This is a genomic window from Nitratireductor sp. CH_MIT9313-5, from assembly GCF_037029545.1.
Lineage (GTDB): Bacteria > Pseudomonadota > Alphaproteobacteria > Rhizobiales > Rhizobiaceae > Chelativorans.
Genome location: NZ_JAYMER010000014.1, coordinates 386,491 through 405,116 on the forward strand (window position 1 = coordinate 386,491; position 18,626 = coordinate 405,116).

Here is an 18,626-nt window from a genome sequence, read left to right on the forward strand (position 1 = left end):
GCACCATGAATGCCGCGCCACCGTTTGGAATTCATGATTGGCATTTTGGAGGCGGTCGTTCTAATCCTCGCCCCATGCAGAATCCAAGCTCGAAAGAAGAAAAGTCCGAAACTGCAGTCGTCCTCGTTGCCGCCGGCCGTGGTGAGCGCGCAGGAGGACGTAAGGACGGGCCGAAACAGTACAGGCATATCGCGGAAAAACCCGTGATACGTCACACGCTTGAGCAGTTCCTGAACCATCCGGAAATATCTCGCGTCGTCGTGGCCATTCATGCAGAGGATGTAGACCTGTTTGCGGATGCCACACGCGGTTTGGGTGAACGGGTGCAGTCGGTCATAGGCGGATCAACGCGCCAAGCCTCCACATTTCTCGCCCTCGATGCCCTGGCCGATTTTAATGTCGGAAAAGTGCTCATCCACGACGCGGTGCGGCCATTTGTCGACCATGAACTCATTTCCCGCGTCATCCAGACCATTGAGGATGATTGTGGAGCACTGCCGGCGGTCGCTGTTTCCGACACGCTGAAGCGCGCCGCTGCGAATAACCTGGTTGCGGAAACAGTTTCACGGGAGAATCTGTTCGCCGCGCAGACACCGCAGGGCTTTCCCTTTCGCAAGATCCATAAGGCTCACCAGTCTGCAAATCAGCAGGGGCTGTCAGACTTCACTGACGATGCCGCCATCGCGGAATGGGCAGGCCTTAAGGTGAAGATCGTGTTCGGCTCGGCAAGCAACGTTAAAATAACCTGGCCCGAGGACATCGAGGCTGCAGACCGTAAGATGAGGGCGAATCCGATGCAGTATCCTGATGTGCGCACGGGCAATGGATACGATGTTCACTCCTTCGAAAAAGGCGACCACGTCACGCTTTGTGGCATACGCATCCCCCACGACAAGAAGCTGTCCGGTCATTCGGATGCCGATGTCGGGCTACACGCACTGACCGACGCATTGCTCGCCACATGTGGCGCAGGAGATATCGGCACGCATTTCCCTCCATCTGACCCCCAATGGAAGGGGGCAGCTTCCAGGCTGTTCGTCGAACATGCTGTCCGGCTGGTGCGCGAGCGGGGCGGACGTATTGCCAATGCAGATATCACCCTCATCTGCGAAGCACCGAAGATCGGCCCTAACCGGGAAGCCATGACGACGGAACTTGCGTCCATGTTGGGCATTTCGCCGGAGCGCATATCGGTGAAAGCCACCACCAACGAGAAGCTGGGATTTGTCGGCCGCGAAGAAGGCATAGCTGCAATCGCAACGGCGAGTGTCGTCTATCCGGGCCAACTGCCATAATGAGGTCGATTGATGAGCGATACGGAAATCCTGGCAGGTAAGGTTCTTCAAACCCTGCAGCAGCGCGGCTTGATGATGGCCACTGCCGAATCCTGCACCGGAGGACTGGTTGCCGGGGCGATTACCGACCTGAACGGCGCGTCGAACATACTCGACCGCGGCTTCGTCACCTACACCAATGATGCCAAGATCGACATGCTGGGCGTACAGCCAGAGACCATTGAGCAATATGGCGCCGTTTCCGAACAATGCGCCCGCGAGATGGCTGCCGGCGCGCTGCGCAATTCGCGCGCCGACATAGCCGTTGCCATCACTGGCATCGCAGGTCCCGGTGGCGGAAGCCCGGACAAGCCGGTGGGACTGGTCTGGTTCGGTATTGCCGTTCGGGACCAAACGGTGAAAACGGAAAAGCGCAATTTTGCTCCGGAAGGCCGCGCCATTGTCCGGCGCGACAGTGTCATGACCGCACTGCAATTGGTGCTGGACGCCGCCGAAAGCCTCTCGCGTCAGACGGAAGCCACACCATAGACCTGGTCCGCGCGCTTTTCAAAAGCGTCGGTGAACATGCGAAAGGCGCGGTCGAACATCGCGCCCATCAACATGCCAAGCATGCGGTTCTTGAACTCGTATTCGATGAAGAAGTGAATGTCGCAGACACCCTCGGAAACCGCTTCAAAGAACCAGCGGTTCTGCAAAAAGCGGAACGGACCGTCGATATAGCGAACCTCAATCAGGTTCTCTTCGGGCTTGAGCACCACCTGGCTGGTAAACGTTTCGCGGATGGCCTTGTAGCCAACCGTCATGTCCGCCACGAGAATGCGCACACCATCGCGTTCCTTTTCGGAACGCACCACCAGTGCCTCGCACATCGGCACGAATTCCGGATAAGCTTCCACATCGGCAACCAGCGCGAACATCTCCTTCGCGCTGTGGTTCACCCGCTTTACGGTCTCATGCTTCGGCATTGCTGATGATCACGCCGACTTGGCAACAGCATTCAGCTTGGCTTCGCGCGCTGCACGCAGCCGCTCAAAATCCTCGCCCGCATGGTGCGAAGAGCGCGTGAGCGGGCTGGAGGAGACCATCAGGAAGCCCTTGGAATAGGCGACGGTCTCGTAAGACTTGAATTCCTCCGGCGTCACGAACTTCTTGATCGGGTGGTGCTTGCGCGTTGGCTGCAGATACTGGCCGATCGTGATGAAGTCGACATCAGCCGAGCGCAGATCATCCATGAGCTGCAGAACCTCGTTCCGCTCCTCGCCAAGACCGACCATGATGCCCGACTTGGTGAAGATGGACGGATCAAGCTCCTTCACGCGCTGAAGCAGCCGGATCGAGTGGAAATAGCGCGCGCCGGGACGAACCGTGAGATAGTTCGAGGCAACCGTCTCCAGATTGTGATTGAAAACGTCCGGCCTGGCAGCAACGACCACTTCCAATGCCCCATCCTTGCGGAGGAAGTCCGGTGTCAGGATCTCGATGGTCGTCTCCGGCGAAGCTGCCCGGATGGCCAGGATGACGTCCGCAAAATGTTGCGCACCACCATCCTTCAGATCGTCGCGATCCACGGAAGTGATAACGACATGCTTCAGGCCCATCTCGACAACGGCCTTGGCCACATTGGCCGGCTCATCCAGATCGAGCGGCGCAGGAATGCCGGTGGCGACATTGCAGAACGCGCATGCGCGGGTGCAGATCTCACCCATGATCATGAAGGTCGCGTGCTTCTTGTCCCAGCACTCGCCGATATTCGGGCAACCGGCTTCCTCGCAGACCGTGACGAGCTTGTTCGTTTTCACGATCTCGCGCGTTTCAAGATATCCTTTGGACGTCGGCGCCTTCACGCGGATCCATTTCGGCTTGCGCATCACTTCCTGATCAGGCCGATGAGCCTTTTCGGGATGGCGTGGGCGCGGCTTGGCAGCGCGGTTGTCGAGAATGGTGACCATTGCTTCTTCCTATCGTGCGCGCGGCTTTTCCGACCGTCCGAAGAGCCAGAGTATGAGGATCGCGCCAGCAGTTGCTACGACGAGGTTTCCAAGGAAGCCGTAAAACTCGATGCCAACCACACCGGCAACCGTACCGCCCACGAACGAGCCGGCAATGCCAACCAGAATGTTGGTCAGAAACCCGTGATCGCGGTTCATCGTCTTTTCGGCGATGTAGCCCGCCAGGAATCCGATCAGCAGCATTCCGATAAAGCCGACACCCGGCATGGACATAATGGCTAGATCCGGTTCCATTCTGCGCTCCTTCGCCCATATAGGCATTCGGGCTCACGCCAACCAGTTTACAGGGCAGGCGTCAACCCCCTGCCCTTCGCCTTGATTAAGCGTTCAGCGTCCGCCCGTAAGCATCAAGCACACTTTCCTTCATCATCTCCGACAGCGTCGGATGCGGGAAGACCGTGTGCATCAGCTCTTCTTCGGTGGTCTCAAGATTCATGGCGATCACGAAGCCCTGAATGAGTTCGGTGACTTCGGCGCCCACCATATGGGCACCCAGAAGCTCGCCCGTCTTCTTGTCTAGAATGGTTTTGATAAAGCCCTGATCCTCGCCAAGTGCAATCGCCTTGCCATTGGCGCCGAACTGGAACTTGCCGACGCGAATATCGCGGCCTGCTTCCTTTGCCTTGGCTTCCGTCAGACCGACAGAGGCCACCTGCGGATGGCAATAGGTGCAACCGGGGATCTTGCCCTTGTCGAGCGGATGAACGCCGGGCACACCGGCAATCTTCTCCACACAGATCACGCCTTCATGCTCGGCCTTGTGCGCCAGCATCGGTGCGCCGGCAACATCACCGATTGCATAGATGCCCTCGACATTGGTCCGGCCATAGCCGTCGACAACGACCGTGCCGCGTTCAACCTTCACACCAAGTTCTTCCAGACCGAGATTTTCCGTATTGCCCTGAACGCCCACGGCGGAAATGAGACGGTCGGCTGTGATCTTCTCGACCTTGCCATCCTTGGTCTCGACATGTGCGGTGACGCTGTTGCCACTCTTCTCGACCTTGGTAACCTTGGCTTCGAGCTTGAACTTCATGCCCTGCTTTTCAAGCTGACGCTTGGCAAATTTGGAAACTTCCGCATCCTCGACCGGCATGATCTGCGGCATAAGTTCGACCACGGTCACATCCGCACCCATGCTGCGATAGAAGCTGGCAAACTCGATGCCGATGGCGCCGGAACCCATGACGATCAGCGACTTGGGCATTTCCTTTGGCACCATTGCTTCGAAATAGGTCCAGATCAGCTTGCCATCAGGCTCGATGCCCGGCAGCACGCGCGGGCGTGCACCGGTCGCGACAATGATGTGCTTGGCCTTGTAGGTCCCCTCACCCAAGGTCTTTTTCGGCTTGGGCGGCTGCGGCTCGATTGCCTTCTTCTTCGGTGCGGCGACTGTCACTTCACCCTTGCCCGTGATCTTGGCCTCACCCCAGATCACGTCGACCTTGTTCTTCTTCATGAGGAACTCGACGCCGCCATTCAGGCGCAGCGAAACCTTGCGCGAGCGATCGACCACGGCCGCAGTGTCAGCCGTCACTTTGCCCTCAAGCTTGAGACCATACTGGTCCGCATGCTCGGCAAATTCCATGATCTCCGCCGAACGCAGCAACGCCTTTGTCGGAATGCAGCCCCAGTTCAGGCAGATGCCGCCCAGATGTTCGCGCTCGACAATGGCCGTTTTCAGACCCAGCTGCGATGCGCGCGCCGCGGTTACATAGCCGCCGGGGCCGGACCCGATAATGATAACGTCGTAGGAATCAGCCACTGACTGTGTCTCCTTCAATCATGGATGCATCGATGCATCCCGTAATGAGTGAGAAGGACATTTGTCCTTCCGGAAGCGCTCGGGCGCTAAGCCTACAGCGCGAGAATTTCCTTAACCGGCCCGGCGAGTGCCTCACCGATGGAACGTGTGTTGGCCGCATCAAGATGAACGCCGTCAATCGGGCTGGCCTTTGCCACGGAAGCCGCATCGAAGAAGCCTGTGCCTGAAACCTCTGCCACCTCTCGGTAAAGGCGGGCCAGTTTCGCACTTTCTTCCACCGCCCCGTCAAATACCTGCTGGAAATCGCCATCTGGAGTGGCAACTGCATGTGGTGGCGAGAGGATCAGGACCTTTGGCGCCTCTTGCTCCAACGGGTAGACATGCGTCTGCACGATCTCCACCAGCCGACGCATGCCCTTGGCAGCCCCGATGGCGTGGCCGCAGAGGAAGAGCTTCATGTCGTTGGTGCCAAGCATGATGATGACGAGATCAAGCGGCGCATGGGTTGAGAGAATGCTCGGCAAAAGCCGTGCCCCGTTTCGATCAACGCCCGCCGTGAAATCATCGAATGCGGTGGTACGCCCGTTCAGCCCTTCGGCAATCACCTGTGCCTTGCCTAAAAGCGCGCAGCCAAGAACGCTTGGCCAACGATCTTCCAGCGCATGGCGTCCCGGACCTTGCGGGTCGTAACCCCAGGTCAGGGAATCGCCAAAACACAGGATGGTCTTCATCCGCTGCCGCCCCTGCTAGACCAGCATGCCCATCGGATTTTCGATGAGACGCTTGAAGGCAGCCAGAAGCTCGGCACCCAGCACACCATCTACCGCACGGTGGTCGGTCGAGAGTGTTGCTGACATCACCGTTGCAACAGCCAGTTCGCCATCCTTGACGACCGGACGCTGCTCGCCCGCGCCTACGGCCAGAATGGTCGCATGCGGCGGATTGATGACGGCGGAGAACTCCTTGATGCCGAACATGCCGAGATTCGAAACCGCAGTGCTGCCGCCCAGATATTCCTCAGGCTTCAGCTTGCGATTACGCGCACGGACCGCCAGATCCTTCATCTCGTTGGAAATGGCGGAAAGCGTCTTCTGCTCCGCCTGACGAATGATCGGAGTGATCAGGCCACCGGGGATGGATACGGCAACGCCCACATCGGCATGCTTGTGGCGAACCATATTGGCCTCGGTCCAGGACACATTCGCATCCGGCACAGCCTTCAAAGCCATGGCCATGGCCTTGATGACCATGTCGTTCACCGACAGCTTGTAAGCTGGCTTCTCGCCGTTCTCGGTCTTGATGACCGGTGCCGCCGCATTCAGCTCCTTGCGAAGCTTCAGCAGTGCGTCGAGCTCGCAATCCACCGTCAGGTAGAAATGCGGTATGGTGCTCTTCGCCTCGACGAGGCGCCGCGCGATGGTCTTGCGCATGGAATCATGCGGCACGAGCTCGTAGGAGCCTTCCTCGAAAAGCTTTAGAACCGCATCGTCGGACATCGGCTTGGCTGCAGGCGCTGCCGCAGGTGCATCAGCGGCCTTTGCCGATGGCACACCCTCGGCCTTCGCCTTCTCGACATCGGCCTTGACGATGCGCCCCTTCGGACCGCTGCCTTTCAGGGCCTTCAGATCGATACCGGCATCCTTGGCGATGCGGCGCGCCAGCGGCGAAGCGAAGATGCGCTCGCCCTTGGCGGTATCGTCATTTGCAGCAGGTGCAACATCAGCCTTCGCCGGAGCTTCAGCAATGGCTGGAGAAGGCTCTTCGTTCTTCTCCCCGGCATCTGCCTTCGGCTCTTCCCTGGCCGGAGCGCTGTCGCCACCATCGGCCGCCTTGGCAGCTTCGGCCGCGTCTTCACCCTCTTCGGCCAGTATCGCGATCAGCGCGTTGACCTTCACGCCTTCACTGCCTTCGGGAACAACCAACTTGGCAACCGTGCCTTCATCAACGGCTTCGACTTCCATAGTCGCCTTGTCGGTCTCGATCTCGGCGATAACATCACCGGCTGAAACGGTATCCCCCTCCTTCACCAACCACTTGGCAAGGTTGCCCTCTTCCATCGTCGGAGAGAGTGCAGGCATCGTGATCTTGATGGGCATGAAGTCAGCTCCCTCAGTTCCGGTAGGAAACGGCTTTCACCGCTTCGACCACTTCAGCGACACTCGGCAGAGCCAGCTTTTCAAGATTGGCCGCATAAGGCATCGGCACATCCTTGCCGGTGATGGTGACGACCGGTGCATCGAGATAATCGAAGGCACGCTGCATCACCTGAGCAGCTATGTGATCGCCGACAGACGACTGCGGGAAGCCTTCCTCGACGGTCACAAGACGGTTCGTCTTCTTCACCGACTCGATCACCGTATCGAGATCAAGCGGACGGATCGTGCGCAGATCGATGATCTCCACATCAAGACCTTCGCCAGCCAGTTCCTCGGCGGCCTTGACCGCATAGGTCATGCCGATGCCGAAGGAGACGATGGTCGCGTCGGTACCCTTCTTGTGAATGCGCGCCTTGCCGATGGGCAACACGAAGTCGTCCAGCTTCGGCACGTCGAAGGTCTGGCCGTAGAGAATCTCGTTCTCAAGGAAGACCACCGGATTGGGGTCACGGATGGCTGCTTTCAACAAGCCCTTCGCATCCGCTGCGGTGTAAGGCATGACGACCTTCAGACCCGGAATATGGCCATACCATGCGGCATAGTCCTGGCTGTGCTGGGCTGCGACGCGTGCGGCAGCGCCATTCGGGCCGCGGAACACGATCGGCGCACCCATCTGGCCACCTGCCATGTAGAGCGTCTTGGCAGCCGAGTTGATGATCTGGTCCATCGCCTGCATGGCGAAGTTGAAGGTCATGAACTCGACAATCGGCTTCAGACCGGCAAAGGCAGCGCCAACACCAACACCGGCAAATCCGTGCTCGGTGATCGGCGTGTCCACGACGCGGCGGTCGCCGAATTCATCGAGCAGCCCCTGAGTGATCTTGTAGGCGCCCTGATACTCGGCAACTTCTTCACCCATGACGAAGACATCTTCGTCACGGCGCATTTCTTCCGCCATCGCGTCGCGAAGCGCTTCGCGGACAGTGGTCGGAACCATTTCGGTGCCTTCCGGAATATCCGGATCGGAAGGAAGCTCCTGCTTGACGACCTTGGGCATCGCAGCAGCCTTGGGCGCCTCTTCGTTCTGCTGGGAAGATGTCTCTTCGGCAGGTGCTTCGGCTTCCTTCGATGGCGCGCTCGATGCAGCCTTGTCCAGATCGTCGGCACTTTCGCCTTCTTCGAGAAGCACGGCAATCGGCGTGTTTACCTTCACGCCTTCCGTTCCCTCTTCGATCAGGATCTTGCCGATCGTGCCTTCATCGACGGCTTCGACTTCCATCGTGGCCTTGTCGGTCTCGATCTCGGCAATCACGTCGCCAGGAGCAACGCTGTCACCTTCCTTCTTGAGCCACTTGGCCAGATTGCCTTCCTCCATGGTCGGGGAAAGCGCGGGCATGAGAATTTCCGTTGGCATGGATGCGTCCCCCTTAGAGCAGAATGTCGGTATAGAGCTCGGATACATCCGGCTCGGGGTCGTTCTGGGCGAATTCGGCCGAATCGGCGACGATCTCGCGGACCTTCTTGTCGATGGCCTTCAGATCGTCCTCGCTCGCCCACTTCTTCTCGATAAGACGGTTCTTCACCTGCTCGATCGGGTCCTGCTCGGAGCGCATCTTCTGCACTTCTTCCTTCGAGCGGTATTTGGCCGGATCCGACATGGAGTGACCGCGATAGCGGTAGGTCTGCATCTCGAGAATGATCGGCCCCTTGCCGGAGCGGCACCACTCGACCGCAAGATCACCGGCAGCCTTCACCGCACGCACATCCATGCCATCAACCTGGATGCCCGGGATCTTGAAGGAGATGCCGCGCATGGAGAAGTCGGTTTCAGCGGATGAACGCGATACCGAGGTGCCCATGGCGTAGCGGTTGTTTTCGATGATGTAGACGACGGGAAGCTTCCACAGCGAGGCCATGTTGAAGCTTTCATAGACCTGGCCCTGATTGGCAGCACCATCACCGAAATAGGTGAAGGACACGCTGTCATTGCCGCGATAGCGATTCGCAAAGGCCAGACCGGTCCCGAGAGAGACCTGAGCACCCACGATGCCGTGTCCGCCATAGAAATGCTTTTCCTTGGAGAACATGTGCATGGAGCCGCCCTTGCCCTTGGAGTAGCCTCCACGGCGCCCGGTCAGCTCGGCCATCACGCCACGCGCTTCCATGCCGGTTGCAAGCATGTGACCGTGATCGCGATAGCCGGTGATGACCTGATCACCTTCCTTCATCGACATCTGCATGCCGACAACCACGGCCTCCTGGCCGATATAGAGGTGGCAGAAACCACCGATCAGCCCCATGCCGTAAAGCTGGCCAGCCTTTTCCTCGAAGCGGCGGATGAGGAGCATTTCCTCATAGGCCTTCAGTTCTTCTTCCTTGTTGAAATCGGCGGGCTCGGGTGTCTTCACCGCACTTGCAGCAGCAACAGCCGTCTGGGGCGTACCCTTTGAACGGCCGGCTGCTGACTTCGATGAGGCTTTCCTGGCGGATGTCGCCATCGGTCACTCCCTAAAGTCTTGCATCAGGCCGCCCATTTGATGCGGGAAGGATTCACGCGAACCGACGGCCTTGCAGGCTATACATGATACCGCGCGCTGCAGCGCCCCGCTTCCCTGAAAAGGAAACGGAGCGCCGAGCTGCAGTTGCCGAAAAGGCTAGCATGGCCGGACGCGTTCCGCCATGCGGAAAATGCATGCCAGCTATGCAGCTAAACCGTTATAACGACAGAGAAAAAGAGCAATTAACCGAACCTGGGTTAATTGCTGCGCTGCACCCTAAAGATGACCAGCTCGTGATCCTGCGCCAGGTTCAGCGCCCTGCGCGCCTGCTCATCGAGCATATCACGTTCCACCGTGCCATCCTGCAGCAAGGCCAGCTTTTCTTCCAGCTTCACCCGGTTGCCGACGATCTTCTGATGCTGCGCCTCAAGCAGCTCCAGCCGGGCCTGCAGCCGCTCCTTGGAGTTGATGCCATAGCGTCCATGATAGGCATGATAGCTGAAATAGGCCAGCACGACGCATGTGATCGCGGGAACGATCAGCCGTCCGGTGTTGCGTCTTTTGTGATGGCGGGTCCACATGCCGAGAGCGTCTCCTTCTGTCCCGCATATCGCCCGATTTTGCTTAATGGACCGTTATATTCCGATAGCAATATAAAAACGGCGCAGCAATTTCTCGCCGCGCCGCCTCATATCTTCAATTCTGGCCGAACTTATCCGCGCAGCATCTTCTTGCCGTGGTAGCGTGCCTGTCGGCCAAGCTGCTGCTCGATGCGGATGAGCTGGTTGTACTTGGCCAACCGGTCGGAACGCGCAAGCGAGCCCGTCTTGATCTGCCCGCAATTGGTGGCAACGGCGAGATCGGCAATGGTCGAATCTTCCGTCTCACCGGAACGGTGCGACATCACGGCGGTGTAGCCTGCCTTGTGTGCCGTCTCGACCGCGTCCAGCGTCTCGGTCAGCGTACCGATCTGGTTCACCTTTACGAGGATCGAATTGGCAATCCCCATGCCGATACCATCATTCAGACGGGCCGAGTTGGTCACGAAAAGATCATCGCCAACCAGCTGAACACGATCACCGGCAAGTTCCGTCAGGATCTTCCAGCCTTCGAAGTCGTCTTCTGCCATGCCATCCTCGATCGAAATGATCGGGTAGTCGGCAGAAAGCTTGGCAAGATATTCGGCCTGCGCCTGTGCATCGCGCGTTTGCCCCTCGCCTTCATAGAAATATTTGCCGTCCTTGAAGAACTCGGTCGCAGCACAATCAAGGCCGATGGCAACCTGTTCGCCGGGCTTGTATCCGGCCTTCTCGACCGAGGCCATGATGAAATCGAGCGCTTCCTGCGCGCTGTTGAGGCCCGGTGCGAAACCGCCCTCGTCACCCACATTGGTGTTGTGACCAGCCTTCTTGAGACCCGCCTTCAGCGTATGGAAGATTTCCGCACCCCAGCGCACGGATTCCGAAAGCGATTGTGCACCAACCGGGATGACCATGAATTCCTGGAAATCGATCGGGTTGTCGGCATGTGCGCCACCATTGATGATGTTCATCATCGGCACGGGAAGAATGTGAGCGGAAGCACCGCCGACATAGCGGTAGAGCGGCAGGCCGGAGGCGTTGGCAGCAGCCTTTGCCACTGCAAGCGAAACGCCGAGAATGGCGTTTGCACCAAGACGGCTCTTGTTCGGCGTGCCATCGAGATCGATCATGGTCTGGTCGATCAGCATCTGCTCTTCGGCTTCAAGGCCGCCAACGGCCTCGAAGATTTCGCCATTCACGGCCTCGACGGCGCGCTCGACACCCTTGCCGAGATAGCGCGTGCCGCCATCGCGCAGCTCGACCGCTTCATGTGCGCCGGTGGATGCACCGGAGGGAACGGCCGCACGGCCCATGGAGCCATCTTCGAGAAACACATCGACCTCGACGGTCGGATTGCCGCGGCTGTCAAGAATTTCACGTCCGACGATGTCGATGATGGCTGTCATGGAAGGATGTCCCCATTACTCGTGTGGATGGATAGGAGAATATGCGCTTCTCTTACCCGATGGCGTCGAAAAGACAATGACACCCAGTGGATCATGTGTCCTTTGACACCCGATCAAAGGCAATCAGGCGTTCCAGAAGCCGCCTCATATCGCGGAACGGCACCATGTTTGGCCCATCCGAGGGCGCATTGTCCGGGTCTTCATGCGTTTCGATGAAGACGCCTGCAACGCCTACCGCGACGGCAGCGCTCGCAAGCGGCTCAACAAACCGGCGGTCACCGCCACTGGAGCCGCCCCGACCACCTGGCTGCTGCACCGAATGGGTTGCATCAAAGATCACCGGCGCCCCGAACTCGGCCATCTGAGGCAAGGCACGCATGTCGGAGACCAGCGTGTTGTAGCCAAAGGAAGCACCGCGCTCCGTCACAAGAACATTGGCATTGCCGGATTCGGTGACCTTGCTGATCACATTGCCCATGTCCCAAGGCGCAAGAAACTGCCCCTTCTTCACATTGACGACCTTGCCGGTTTTCGCGGCGGCAATAAGCAAGTCGGTCTGGCGGCAAAGAAAGGCTGGAATCTGTAGTACATCGACCACCTCGCCCACGGCATCGCACTGTTCTTCATTGTGAATGTCGGTGAGCACCGGCAGTGCCAGTTCCTTGCGGATATCGGCAAAAACAGGAAGTGCCGCCTCAAGCCCCATGCCCCGCTTTCCCGACAGTGACGTGCGATTCGCCTTGTCGAAGCTGGTCTTGAACACGAAACCAAGGCCAAGCTCTCCGGTCAGTTCCTTCAGCTTTCCAGCCATGTCGAACGCGTGCTGGCGTGATTCCATCTGGCATGGCCCCGCAATGAGCGAGAATGGAGCGTCATTGGCGAAAACGGCCTCGCCAACCTTCACTCTTGGATTAGGCTTCATGGTGATTCTCCTGGAAGATGCATGTTGCGCCCTGGCCCGGCGCTGGCGGAACGTGCAGAGCACCGTCCTTGTCCTGCCAGACGACATTCGAGCGCATCAGAATGTGACGGAGCTTGTCGATATCAGTTGACGTGAATGTCAATGCATCGAAGCGCATCTGCTCATCGGCGGGCAAGGCAGCGTCCTGCTCCAGGCGGACGCGACAGTTTCGAAAGCGCAATGCCGTGTCCTTTTCCGGACCGGCTGAAGGGCGACCTTCGAGCTTGCGGAAATAGCCAAGCGCTTCCGGCATGTCTTTAACCTTCACGGTAACGGAATGAAGGCCTTCAACCGCGTTTGAGTGCTCGCTCAAAGCCCCCGCCCCCATCACCGAGCTATGCAGGCGCTGACAGGTGAAGCAGAACCCTCCGGCACTTGCCGGCGCTGAAAATGCCAGCCGGAAACGGGCCTCACCAACCGATCCGTCCGCGCCCTTCAGCGGGCGTGCGAACTCAACGCGCGAGCCTGCGGAAATTCCCGAACGCGCAAATCGCTCATGATCGGCGTCCGCATCTTCGGTTTTTAATGCGAGGGCGGAAAAGCCCTCGTCTCCTCGCGCCTGTCTGAAATTGTAGTCGCGAAGGATGAAGCTGTTCTTCTCGGCAAGCGCAGTTTCGTAGGAAGCCGTCTCGCAGATAGCGAGCGGCTCCAGATATGTGCCGTCCGCGAGAAAGATACATGCATTGCCGGTTCCAAACGGATGCCGCGCATCCGGCGCAACCGTGAAGCCTAGCGCTTCATAGCGCTCACGAGCAATGGCAAGCGAAGCCACCGGCAACACGCAGTGGTCAATGGCGAGAGAACAGCTAGTGGAGGCTCCGTCGTTCATGAAATGCGATGTGCCCCATCACGGGGCACATTGCAAACCTGTGCAAGTCTCCACGCCTTACACAAGCCGCGACTGCTCAACCGCCGCCTCGATGAAGGACGCAAAAAGCGGGTGAGGTTCAAGCGGTCGGCTCTTAAGCTCGGGGTGATACTGCACACCGATGAACCAGGGGTGGTCGGCATACTCCACCGTCTCCGGCAAAACGCCGTCAGGCGAAAGACCAGCAAAGACCAGACCGCATTCCTCGAGCTTCTCACGGTATCCGATATTCACCTCATATCGGTGGCGATGGCGCTCGGAGATTGTCTCGCTGCCATAGATTTCGGCAATGCGGGAGCCTTCAACCAGCTTCGCCTCGAATGCGCCAAGACGCATGGTACCGCCGAGATCGCCGGCAGCCGTGCGCTTCTCAAGCATGTTGCCCTTCAGCCACTCGGTCATGAGGCCGACCACCGGCTCCTTGGTCGGGCCGAATTCCGTGGAGGAGGCATCCTCAATGCCGGCCAGTGAACGTGCAGCCTCGATACAGGCCATCTGCATGCCAAAGCAGATGCCGAAATACGGCACCTTGCGTTCACGCGCGAATTTGGCCGCAAGGATCTTGCCTTCCGCGCCACGCTCACCAAAGCCGCCGGGAACGAGAATGCCATGCACTTTCTCAAGCCAGGGCGCGGGATCTTCCTTCTCGAAAATCTCCGCCTCGATCCATTCAAGCTTCACTCGAACACGATTGGCCATCCCGCCATGTGCCAACGCTTCGTTGAGCGACTTATAGGCATCCTTCAGGCCGGTATATTTACCGACAACAGCAATGGTGACCTCGCCCTCCGGATTGTGAATCCGGTCGGCAACTTCAAGCCACTGCTGCATGCGTGGCTTGGGTGCCGGCTCGATACCGAAGGCAGCAAGCACTTCCGAATCAAGACCTTCGCGATGGTAGGCCGTCGGCACATCATAGATATGCGCAACGTCCAGCGCCTGAATGACTGCCGATTCGCGCACATTGCAGAAGAGTGAAAGCTTGCGGCGCTCTTCCTGTGGAATTTCGCGATCAGCGCGAACGAGAAGAATGTCCGGCGCAATACCGATGGAGCGGAGTTCCTTCACCGAGTGCTGCGTAGGCTTGGTCTTGAGCTCACCGGCCGCCGGAATCCACGGCATCAGTGTCAGATGCACATAGACTGCATTACCGCGCGGCAGCTCGTTGCCCAGCTGACGGATAGCCTCCAGGAACGGCATGGCCTCGATATCGCCAACCGTGCCGCCAATCTCGCACAGGACGAAGTCGAAGTCTTCATTGCCTTCCAGAATGAACTGCTTGATCTCGTCGGTAACGTGCGGAATGACCTGCACTGTCGCTCCGAGATAGTCGCCACGGCGCTCTTTCTCCAGGATGTTCTGGTAGATCCGACCTGTCGTGATGTTGTCCGACTTTGTCGCCGAACGCCCGGTGAAGCGTTCATAATGCCCGAGATCCAGGTCGGTTTCCGCACCGTCATCGGTAACGAAAACCTCGCCATGCTGATAAGGCGACATCGTTCCTGGATCGACATTCAGGTACGGATCGAGCTTGCGGATACGCACACGGTATCCACGAGCCTGGAGCAATGCGCCCAAGGCTGCTGCTGCAATACCCTTGCCGAGAGAAGAAACCACGCCGCCGGTGATGAAAACATATCGCGCCATGGGACCTACCGCATAACTGGCCCGCGACGATTCCGCCAGAGGCAAAATCGCAAGGACCTCAAATTTTCACAAGAACGCCGGGCGAAAACGCACGACGCGACCAAAAATGAAGGCGCCTGAAGCGCCTTCTCTACGACCCGCTACTGACCGGTGGGCACTTGTGGCTCGGCATTGTCTGCCGGAGCGGCCTCACCATTCGGCACTGCCGGTGCGTCACTTTCTGCTGGTGCGGATGGCTGATCGCTACCGCCGAGCTGATCCAGCACGCCAGCGCCACCCTGGCTCTGTCCGGTCTCGCCCTGCGTCTGAGGCAGCCGATCCAGAATATCCGTCGGGCTGGCCTGATAGCGTGCGATCAGGGAAAGAGCCAGCGAAGTGGCAAAAAACGCTGCAGCAAGAATGGACGTGGTGCGGGTCAGCACATTGGCAGCACCCCGCGCGGACATGAAGCCCGAACCGCCACCGATACCAAGCCCTCCTCCTTCGGAGCGCTGCATGAGGACAACGCCGACCAAGGCAAGGACGACAAGCAGGTGAATGACAATGATGACAGTTTGCATTTTTCCTTCCAGCGCCTTGCGCGGACAAGCGGCGAATTGCTGCGGACGCGGCTCATTACACGGCTTTATCGCAAAATCCAACCCCCGCGTAAGCACGGCGGCAACGTTGCGGATATAAGTGCTGCAACTTTATCCGCAAGCGGTGGAGACCAATGGAATTACCCGGCGGCGCGGGCAATCCCCAGGAAGTCTTCCGCTTTCAGGCTTGCTCCACCGATGAGTGCACCGTCAACGTTATCCACTGAAAGTATGCTCTCGGCGTTACCCGGCTTTACCGAGCCACCATAGAGCAGACGCATTGCATCGGCCACTTCCGCGCCAAGCTGCGTCTTCAGATGCTGCCTGATATGCGCATGCGCGGCTTCGATGTCGGAGATTTCCGGCGTCAGTCCTGTGCCGATCGCCCAGACTGGTTCATAGGCTATGACAGTATTCGATGCCGTGGCGCCTCCGGGTATCGAGCCCGCCATCTGCGTCTCCAGAACCGTGAAGGTCTCGCCTGCCTTGCGCTGTGCTTCCGTCTCGCCGATGCAGATGATCGCGGTCAAACCCGCACGCCATGCGGCTTTGGCTTTGGCCGCGACCGTGGCATCGCCTTCACCATGGTCCGCACGACGTTCCGAGTGCCCCACAATCACATAGGCCGCGCCGGCATCGGCCAGCATTTCGGCGGAAACGTCTCCCGTATGAGCACCCTGCTCTGCAGCATGGCAATCCTGCCCCCCGGTCTGCAACGCGGTGCCTTCAACAACTCGGGACGCCCGATCAAGCAGTGTTGCTGGAACGCAGATCACGCCATCAGCTGCCGGTGCGGCCTCACCAAAGCCTTCAGCCGCGGCCTTGAGGACCTCAAGCGAGCCTCCTGCCCCGTGCATCTTCCAGTTGCCAGCGATGAGCGGCTTGATGTTCGGCGTCATCTGTTCCTCACAATACTTTGACTTTTGAGCGTCTGATCACCTACCAAATTGACCGCACAAAGCAATCGACAGCGCAGCTTTGGGGCGTTATTGCCTTCCTGCAACGACAAAAACACTCATCCATACAGGATCGATCATGCTCAACACTCTGAGAAATGCTGCTTCCACGTGGATCGCAAAGCTGCTGCTCGTATTGCTGGTGGCCAGCTTCGCATTCTGGGGAATCTCGGGGCAGATCTTCTCGGACATGGGCAGGGACGTGATCTCTGCAGGCCGCACTTCGGTGTCCATGCTGGACTACCGGCTTGCCTATGATCGGACGCTGTCGGTCCTGTCCCAGCAGCTTGGCACGCGCATAACCCGCGAACAGGCGGTCGCTTTCGGCGTCGACAATCAGGTGCTCTCCGAACTGGCATCAGGTGCGGTTCTTGACGAAGCAGCGCGCGAGATCGGCCTTGGTCTCTCCCAGGACCGTCTGGCCGAGCTTACCGCTTCTGATCCGGCCTTCCGTGGTCCGGATGGCCGTTTCGACCGCCAGCAATTCCAGTTCGTGTTGTCGCAGGTCGGCATGCGTCCGGAAGACTATCTGAAGAACCGCGAACAGGTCGCCATCCGGCAGCAGATCATAGAGGCCGTATCCGACGGCATGGATGCCCCGCAAACCTTCCTGCGCAATCTTGCCCGGTATCGCGGTGAGAGCCGCACGATCGAGTTCGTGCCGCTGCCACGCTCCCTCGTGGAGCCGATCGAGGAACCCTCGGACGAAGAACTCGCAAGCTATTTCGAGGAGAACAGCGAGAACTACGCGGCTCCCGAATATCGCAAGATTGCCTATGTGAAACTTGAGCCTGAAGACATCGCAGACCCCGAAAGCGTCACAGACGAGCAGGTGCGCGAGTACTACGAAGGGCGCGCAGAGCGTTACACGCAGCCAGAAAAGCGCACCATCGAGCAAATCGTGTTCCCGACGGAAGAAGAGGCAACAGCCGCGCGCGAGAGCATGCGCACCGGAGCAACCTTCGAAGACCTCGTGGAGATGCGCGATCTGTCACTGGAGGATGCGGAGCTGGGCACTTTTGCGAAAAACGAGCTTTCTGACCAGGCTCTGGCCGAAGCTGCATTCGCACTGCCCGAAGGCGGGGTGAGCGAAGTGGTTGAAGGCACGTTCGGACATGTGATTCTGCGCGTGACCGATGTGACACCCGAGCAAGTGACTCCGATGGCGGAAGTTGCCGATGAGATCCGCAACGAACTCGCTCTGGATGAAGCAAGCCGTACGCTTCTTGACGTTTACGACACCTATGAAGACGCGCGTGCCGGTGGTGCCACGATGAAGGAGGCAGCCGAGCGGCTTGGCCTTGAAATGCAGGTTATCGAGAAGGTGGACCGCAATGCCCGCGATGAAGCTGGCAATGTTATCTCCGACCTTCCCGCTTCGCGGGATCTTCTCTCCGAAGCTTTCGAGACCGACACAGGCATCGAAAATGCTCCCATCAATCTGGGCGCTAACGGTTATCTCTTCTACGAGGTGGAGGATATCGTGCCGGCGCGTGAGCGCGACCTTGACGAAGTCCGCGACCAGGTTGTGGCAGACTGGAAGGAAGCGGAAGCCGCAAGCCGTCTGAGCGAGCGCGCCGACGAGTTGGCGCAGAGCATCCGTTCGGGCACCTCGCTCGACGCGGTTGCCGAAGAGATCGGACAGGAAAAGCAGGTGAAGCGCGGTCTGAAGCGCTTGGCGGACGACTCCGATCTTGGCCGTGATGGTGTAGCAGCAGCGTTCAATGTTGGACCGCAGGGTGTGGGCGTATTCCCCAACCCGGCCGGTGAAGGTCGTTTCCTGTTCAAGGTAACGGAAGTTTTCGCCCCGGCTGAAACAGGGCCTGACGCCCTGCCCCAGGACGTGGTTTCCTCCACCGGTTCAGCCTATGCGAACGACCTCGTTCAGCAGCTAGTGCAGGGCCTGCAGCAGAAATATGAGGTCCGCGTGAACCGCAATGCCGTCGAACAGGCAATGAGCTTCTGA

The 18,626-nt window shown here is 58.8% G+C and carries 18 protein-coding genes; 3 read left to right on the forward strand and 15 right to left on the reverse strand.

Annotated features, from left to right (window positions below):
* The first annotated feature begins 74 nt into the window (after positions 1-74).
* Both WA367_RS09355 and WA367_RS09360 read left to right on the forward strand, forming a co-directional pair.
* Complete coding sequence (locus WA367_RS09355; RefSeq protein ID WP_336056501.1) at positions 75-1,295, forward strand: bifunctional 2-C-methyl-D-erythritol 4-phosphate cytidylyltransferase/2-C-methyl-D-erythritol 2,4-cyclodiphosphate synthase; 1,221 nt, start codon at positions 75-77, stop codon at positions 1,293-1,295.
* Positions 1,296-1,307: 12 nt separating this feature from the next.
* On the forward strand, positions 1,308-1,823 hold the full coding sequence (locus tag WA367_RS09360; protein ID WP_336056502.1) for a CinA family protein: 516 nt from the start codon (positions 1,308-1,310) through the stop codon (positions 1,821-1,823).
* Here the strand turns inward: WA367_RS09360 and WA367_RS09365 are convergent.
* The 15 genes from WA367_RS09365 to tpiA all read right to left on the reverse strand — a co-directional run bounded on the left by WA367_RS09365 (position 1,802) and on the right by tpiA (position 16,603).
* Positions 1,802-2,260: a type II toxin-antitoxin system RatA family toxin gene (locus WA367_RS09365; RefSeq protein WP_336056503.1), complete on the reverse strand. Its 459-nt coding sequence runs from the start codon at positions 2,258-2,260 to the stop codon at positions 1,802-1,804. The genes WA367_RS09360 and WA367_RS09365 overlap by 22 nt on opposite strands.
* Before the next feature lie 9 nt (positions 2,261-2,269).
* Complete coding sequence (gene lipA / locus WA367_RS09370) at positions 2,270-3,244, reverse strand: lipoyl synthase (protein ID WP_336056504.1); 975 nt, start codon at positions 3,242-3,244, stop codon at positions 2,270-2,272.
* A gap of 9 nt (positions 3,245-3,253) precedes the next feature.
* Complete coding sequence (locus tag WA367_RS09375; protein WP_336056505.1) at positions 3,254-3,538, reverse strand: GlsB/YeaQ/YmgE family stress response membrane protein; 285 nt, start codon at positions 3,536-3,538, stop codon at positions 3,254-3,256.
* An 85-nt stretch (positions 3,539-3,623) separates the two neighbouring features.
* Positions 3,624-5,069: a dihydrolipoyl dehydrogenase gene (lpdA, locus tag WA367_RS09380; protein ID WP_336056506.1), complete on the reverse strand. Its 1,446-nt coding sequence runs from the start codon at positions 5,067-5,069 to the stop codon at positions 3,624-3,626.
* Positions 5,070-5,161: 92 nt separating this feature from the next.
* On the reverse strand, positions 5,162-5,800 hold the full coding sequence (locus WA367_RS09385; protein WP_336056507.1) for an SGNH/GDSL hydrolase family protein: 639 nt from the start codon (positions 5,798-5,800) through the stop codon (positions 5,162-5,164).
* Between the two features lie 15 nt (positions 5,801-5,815).
* Positions 5,816-7,165: a pyruvate dehydrogenase complex dihydrolipoamide acetyltransferase gene (locus WA367_RS09390; RefSeq protein ID WP_336056508.1), complete on the reverse strand. Its 1,350-nt coding sequence runs from the start codon at positions 7,163-7,165 to the stop codon at positions 5,816-5,818.
* Positions 7,166-7,178: 13 nt separating this feature from the next.
* On the reverse strand, positions 7,179-8,579 hold the full coding sequence (locus WA367_RS09395; protein ID WP_336056509.1) for a pyruvate dehydrogenase complex E1 component subunit beta: 1,401 nt from the start codon (positions 8,577-8,579) through the stop codon (positions 7,179-7,181).
* A 13-nt stretch (positions 8,580-8,592) separates the two neighbouring features.
* Positions 8,593-9,663: a pyruvate dehydrogenase (acetyl-transferring) E1 component subunit alpha gene (gene pdhA / locus WA367_RS09400; RefSeq protein ID WP_336056510.1), complete on the reverse strand. Its 1,071-nt coding sequence runs from the start codon at positions 9,661-9,663 to the stop codon at positions 8,593-8,595.
* A 257-nt stretch (positions 9,664-9,920) separates the two neighbouring features.
* A complete protein-coding gene (locus tag WA367_RS09405; protein WP_336056511.1) occupies positions 9,921-10,244 on the reverse strand; it encodes an FtsB family cell division protein in 324 nt (107 codons plus the stop codon).
* Positions 10,245-10,375: 131 nt separating this feature from the next.
* Positions 10,376-11,650, reverse strand: coding sequence for a phosphopyruvate hydratase (eno, locus tag WA367_RS09410; RefSeq protein WP_336056512.1), 1,275 nt, complete (start codon positions 11,648-11,650; stop codon positions 10,376-10,378).
* A gap of 91 nt (positions 11,651-11,741) precedes the next feature.
* The gene (kdsA, locus tag WA367_RS09415; RefSeq protein WP_336056513.1) at positions 11,742-12,572 is read right to left on the reverse strand and encodes a 3-deoxy-8-phosphooctulonate synthase; all 831 of its coding nucleotides are present in this window, start codon (positions 12,570-12,572) and stop codon (positions 11,742-11,744) included.
* Positions 12,562-13,440 carry a VOC family protein gene (locus WA367_RS09420; protein WP_336056514.1) on the reverse strand — a complete coding sequence of 293 codons (879 nt, stop codon included), beginning with the start codon at positions 13,438-13,440 and terminating at the stop codon, positions 12,562-12,564. Before WA367_RS09420 ends, kdsA begins: the two co-directional genes overlap by 11 nt.
* A gap of 57 nt (positions 13,441-13,497) precedes the next feature.
* Positions 13,498-15,126 (reverse strand): CTP synthase, encoded by a 1,629-nt coding sequence (locus WA367_RS09425; RefSeq protein ID WP_336056515.1) that lies wholly within the window; start codon positions 15,124-15,126, stop codon positions 13,498-13,500.
* 140 nt (positions 15,127-15,266) lie between these two features.
* Positions 15,267-15,686 (reverse strand): preprotein translocase subunit SecG, encoded by a 420-nt coding sequence (gene secG, locus WA367_RS09430; RefSeq protein ID WP_336056516.1) that lies wholly within the window; start codon positions 15,684-15,686, stop codon positions 15,267-15,269.
* Positions 15,687-15,844: 158 nt separating this feature from the next.
* Positions 15,845-16,603, reverse strand: coding sequence for a triose-phosphate isomerase (gene tpiA, locus WA367_RS09435; RefSeq protein ID WP_336056517.1), 759 nt, complete (start codon positions 16,601-16,603; stop codon positions 15,845-15,847).
* 136 nt (positions 16,604-16,739) lie between these two features.
* Between tpiA and WA367_RS09440 the strand changes: the two genes are divergently transcribed.
* Positions 16,740-18,626, forward strand: a complete 1,887-nt coding sequence (locus tag WA367_RS09440; protein ID WP_336056518.1) for a peptidyl-prolyl cis-trans isomerase — start codon at positions 16,740-16,742, stop codon at positions 18,624-18,626.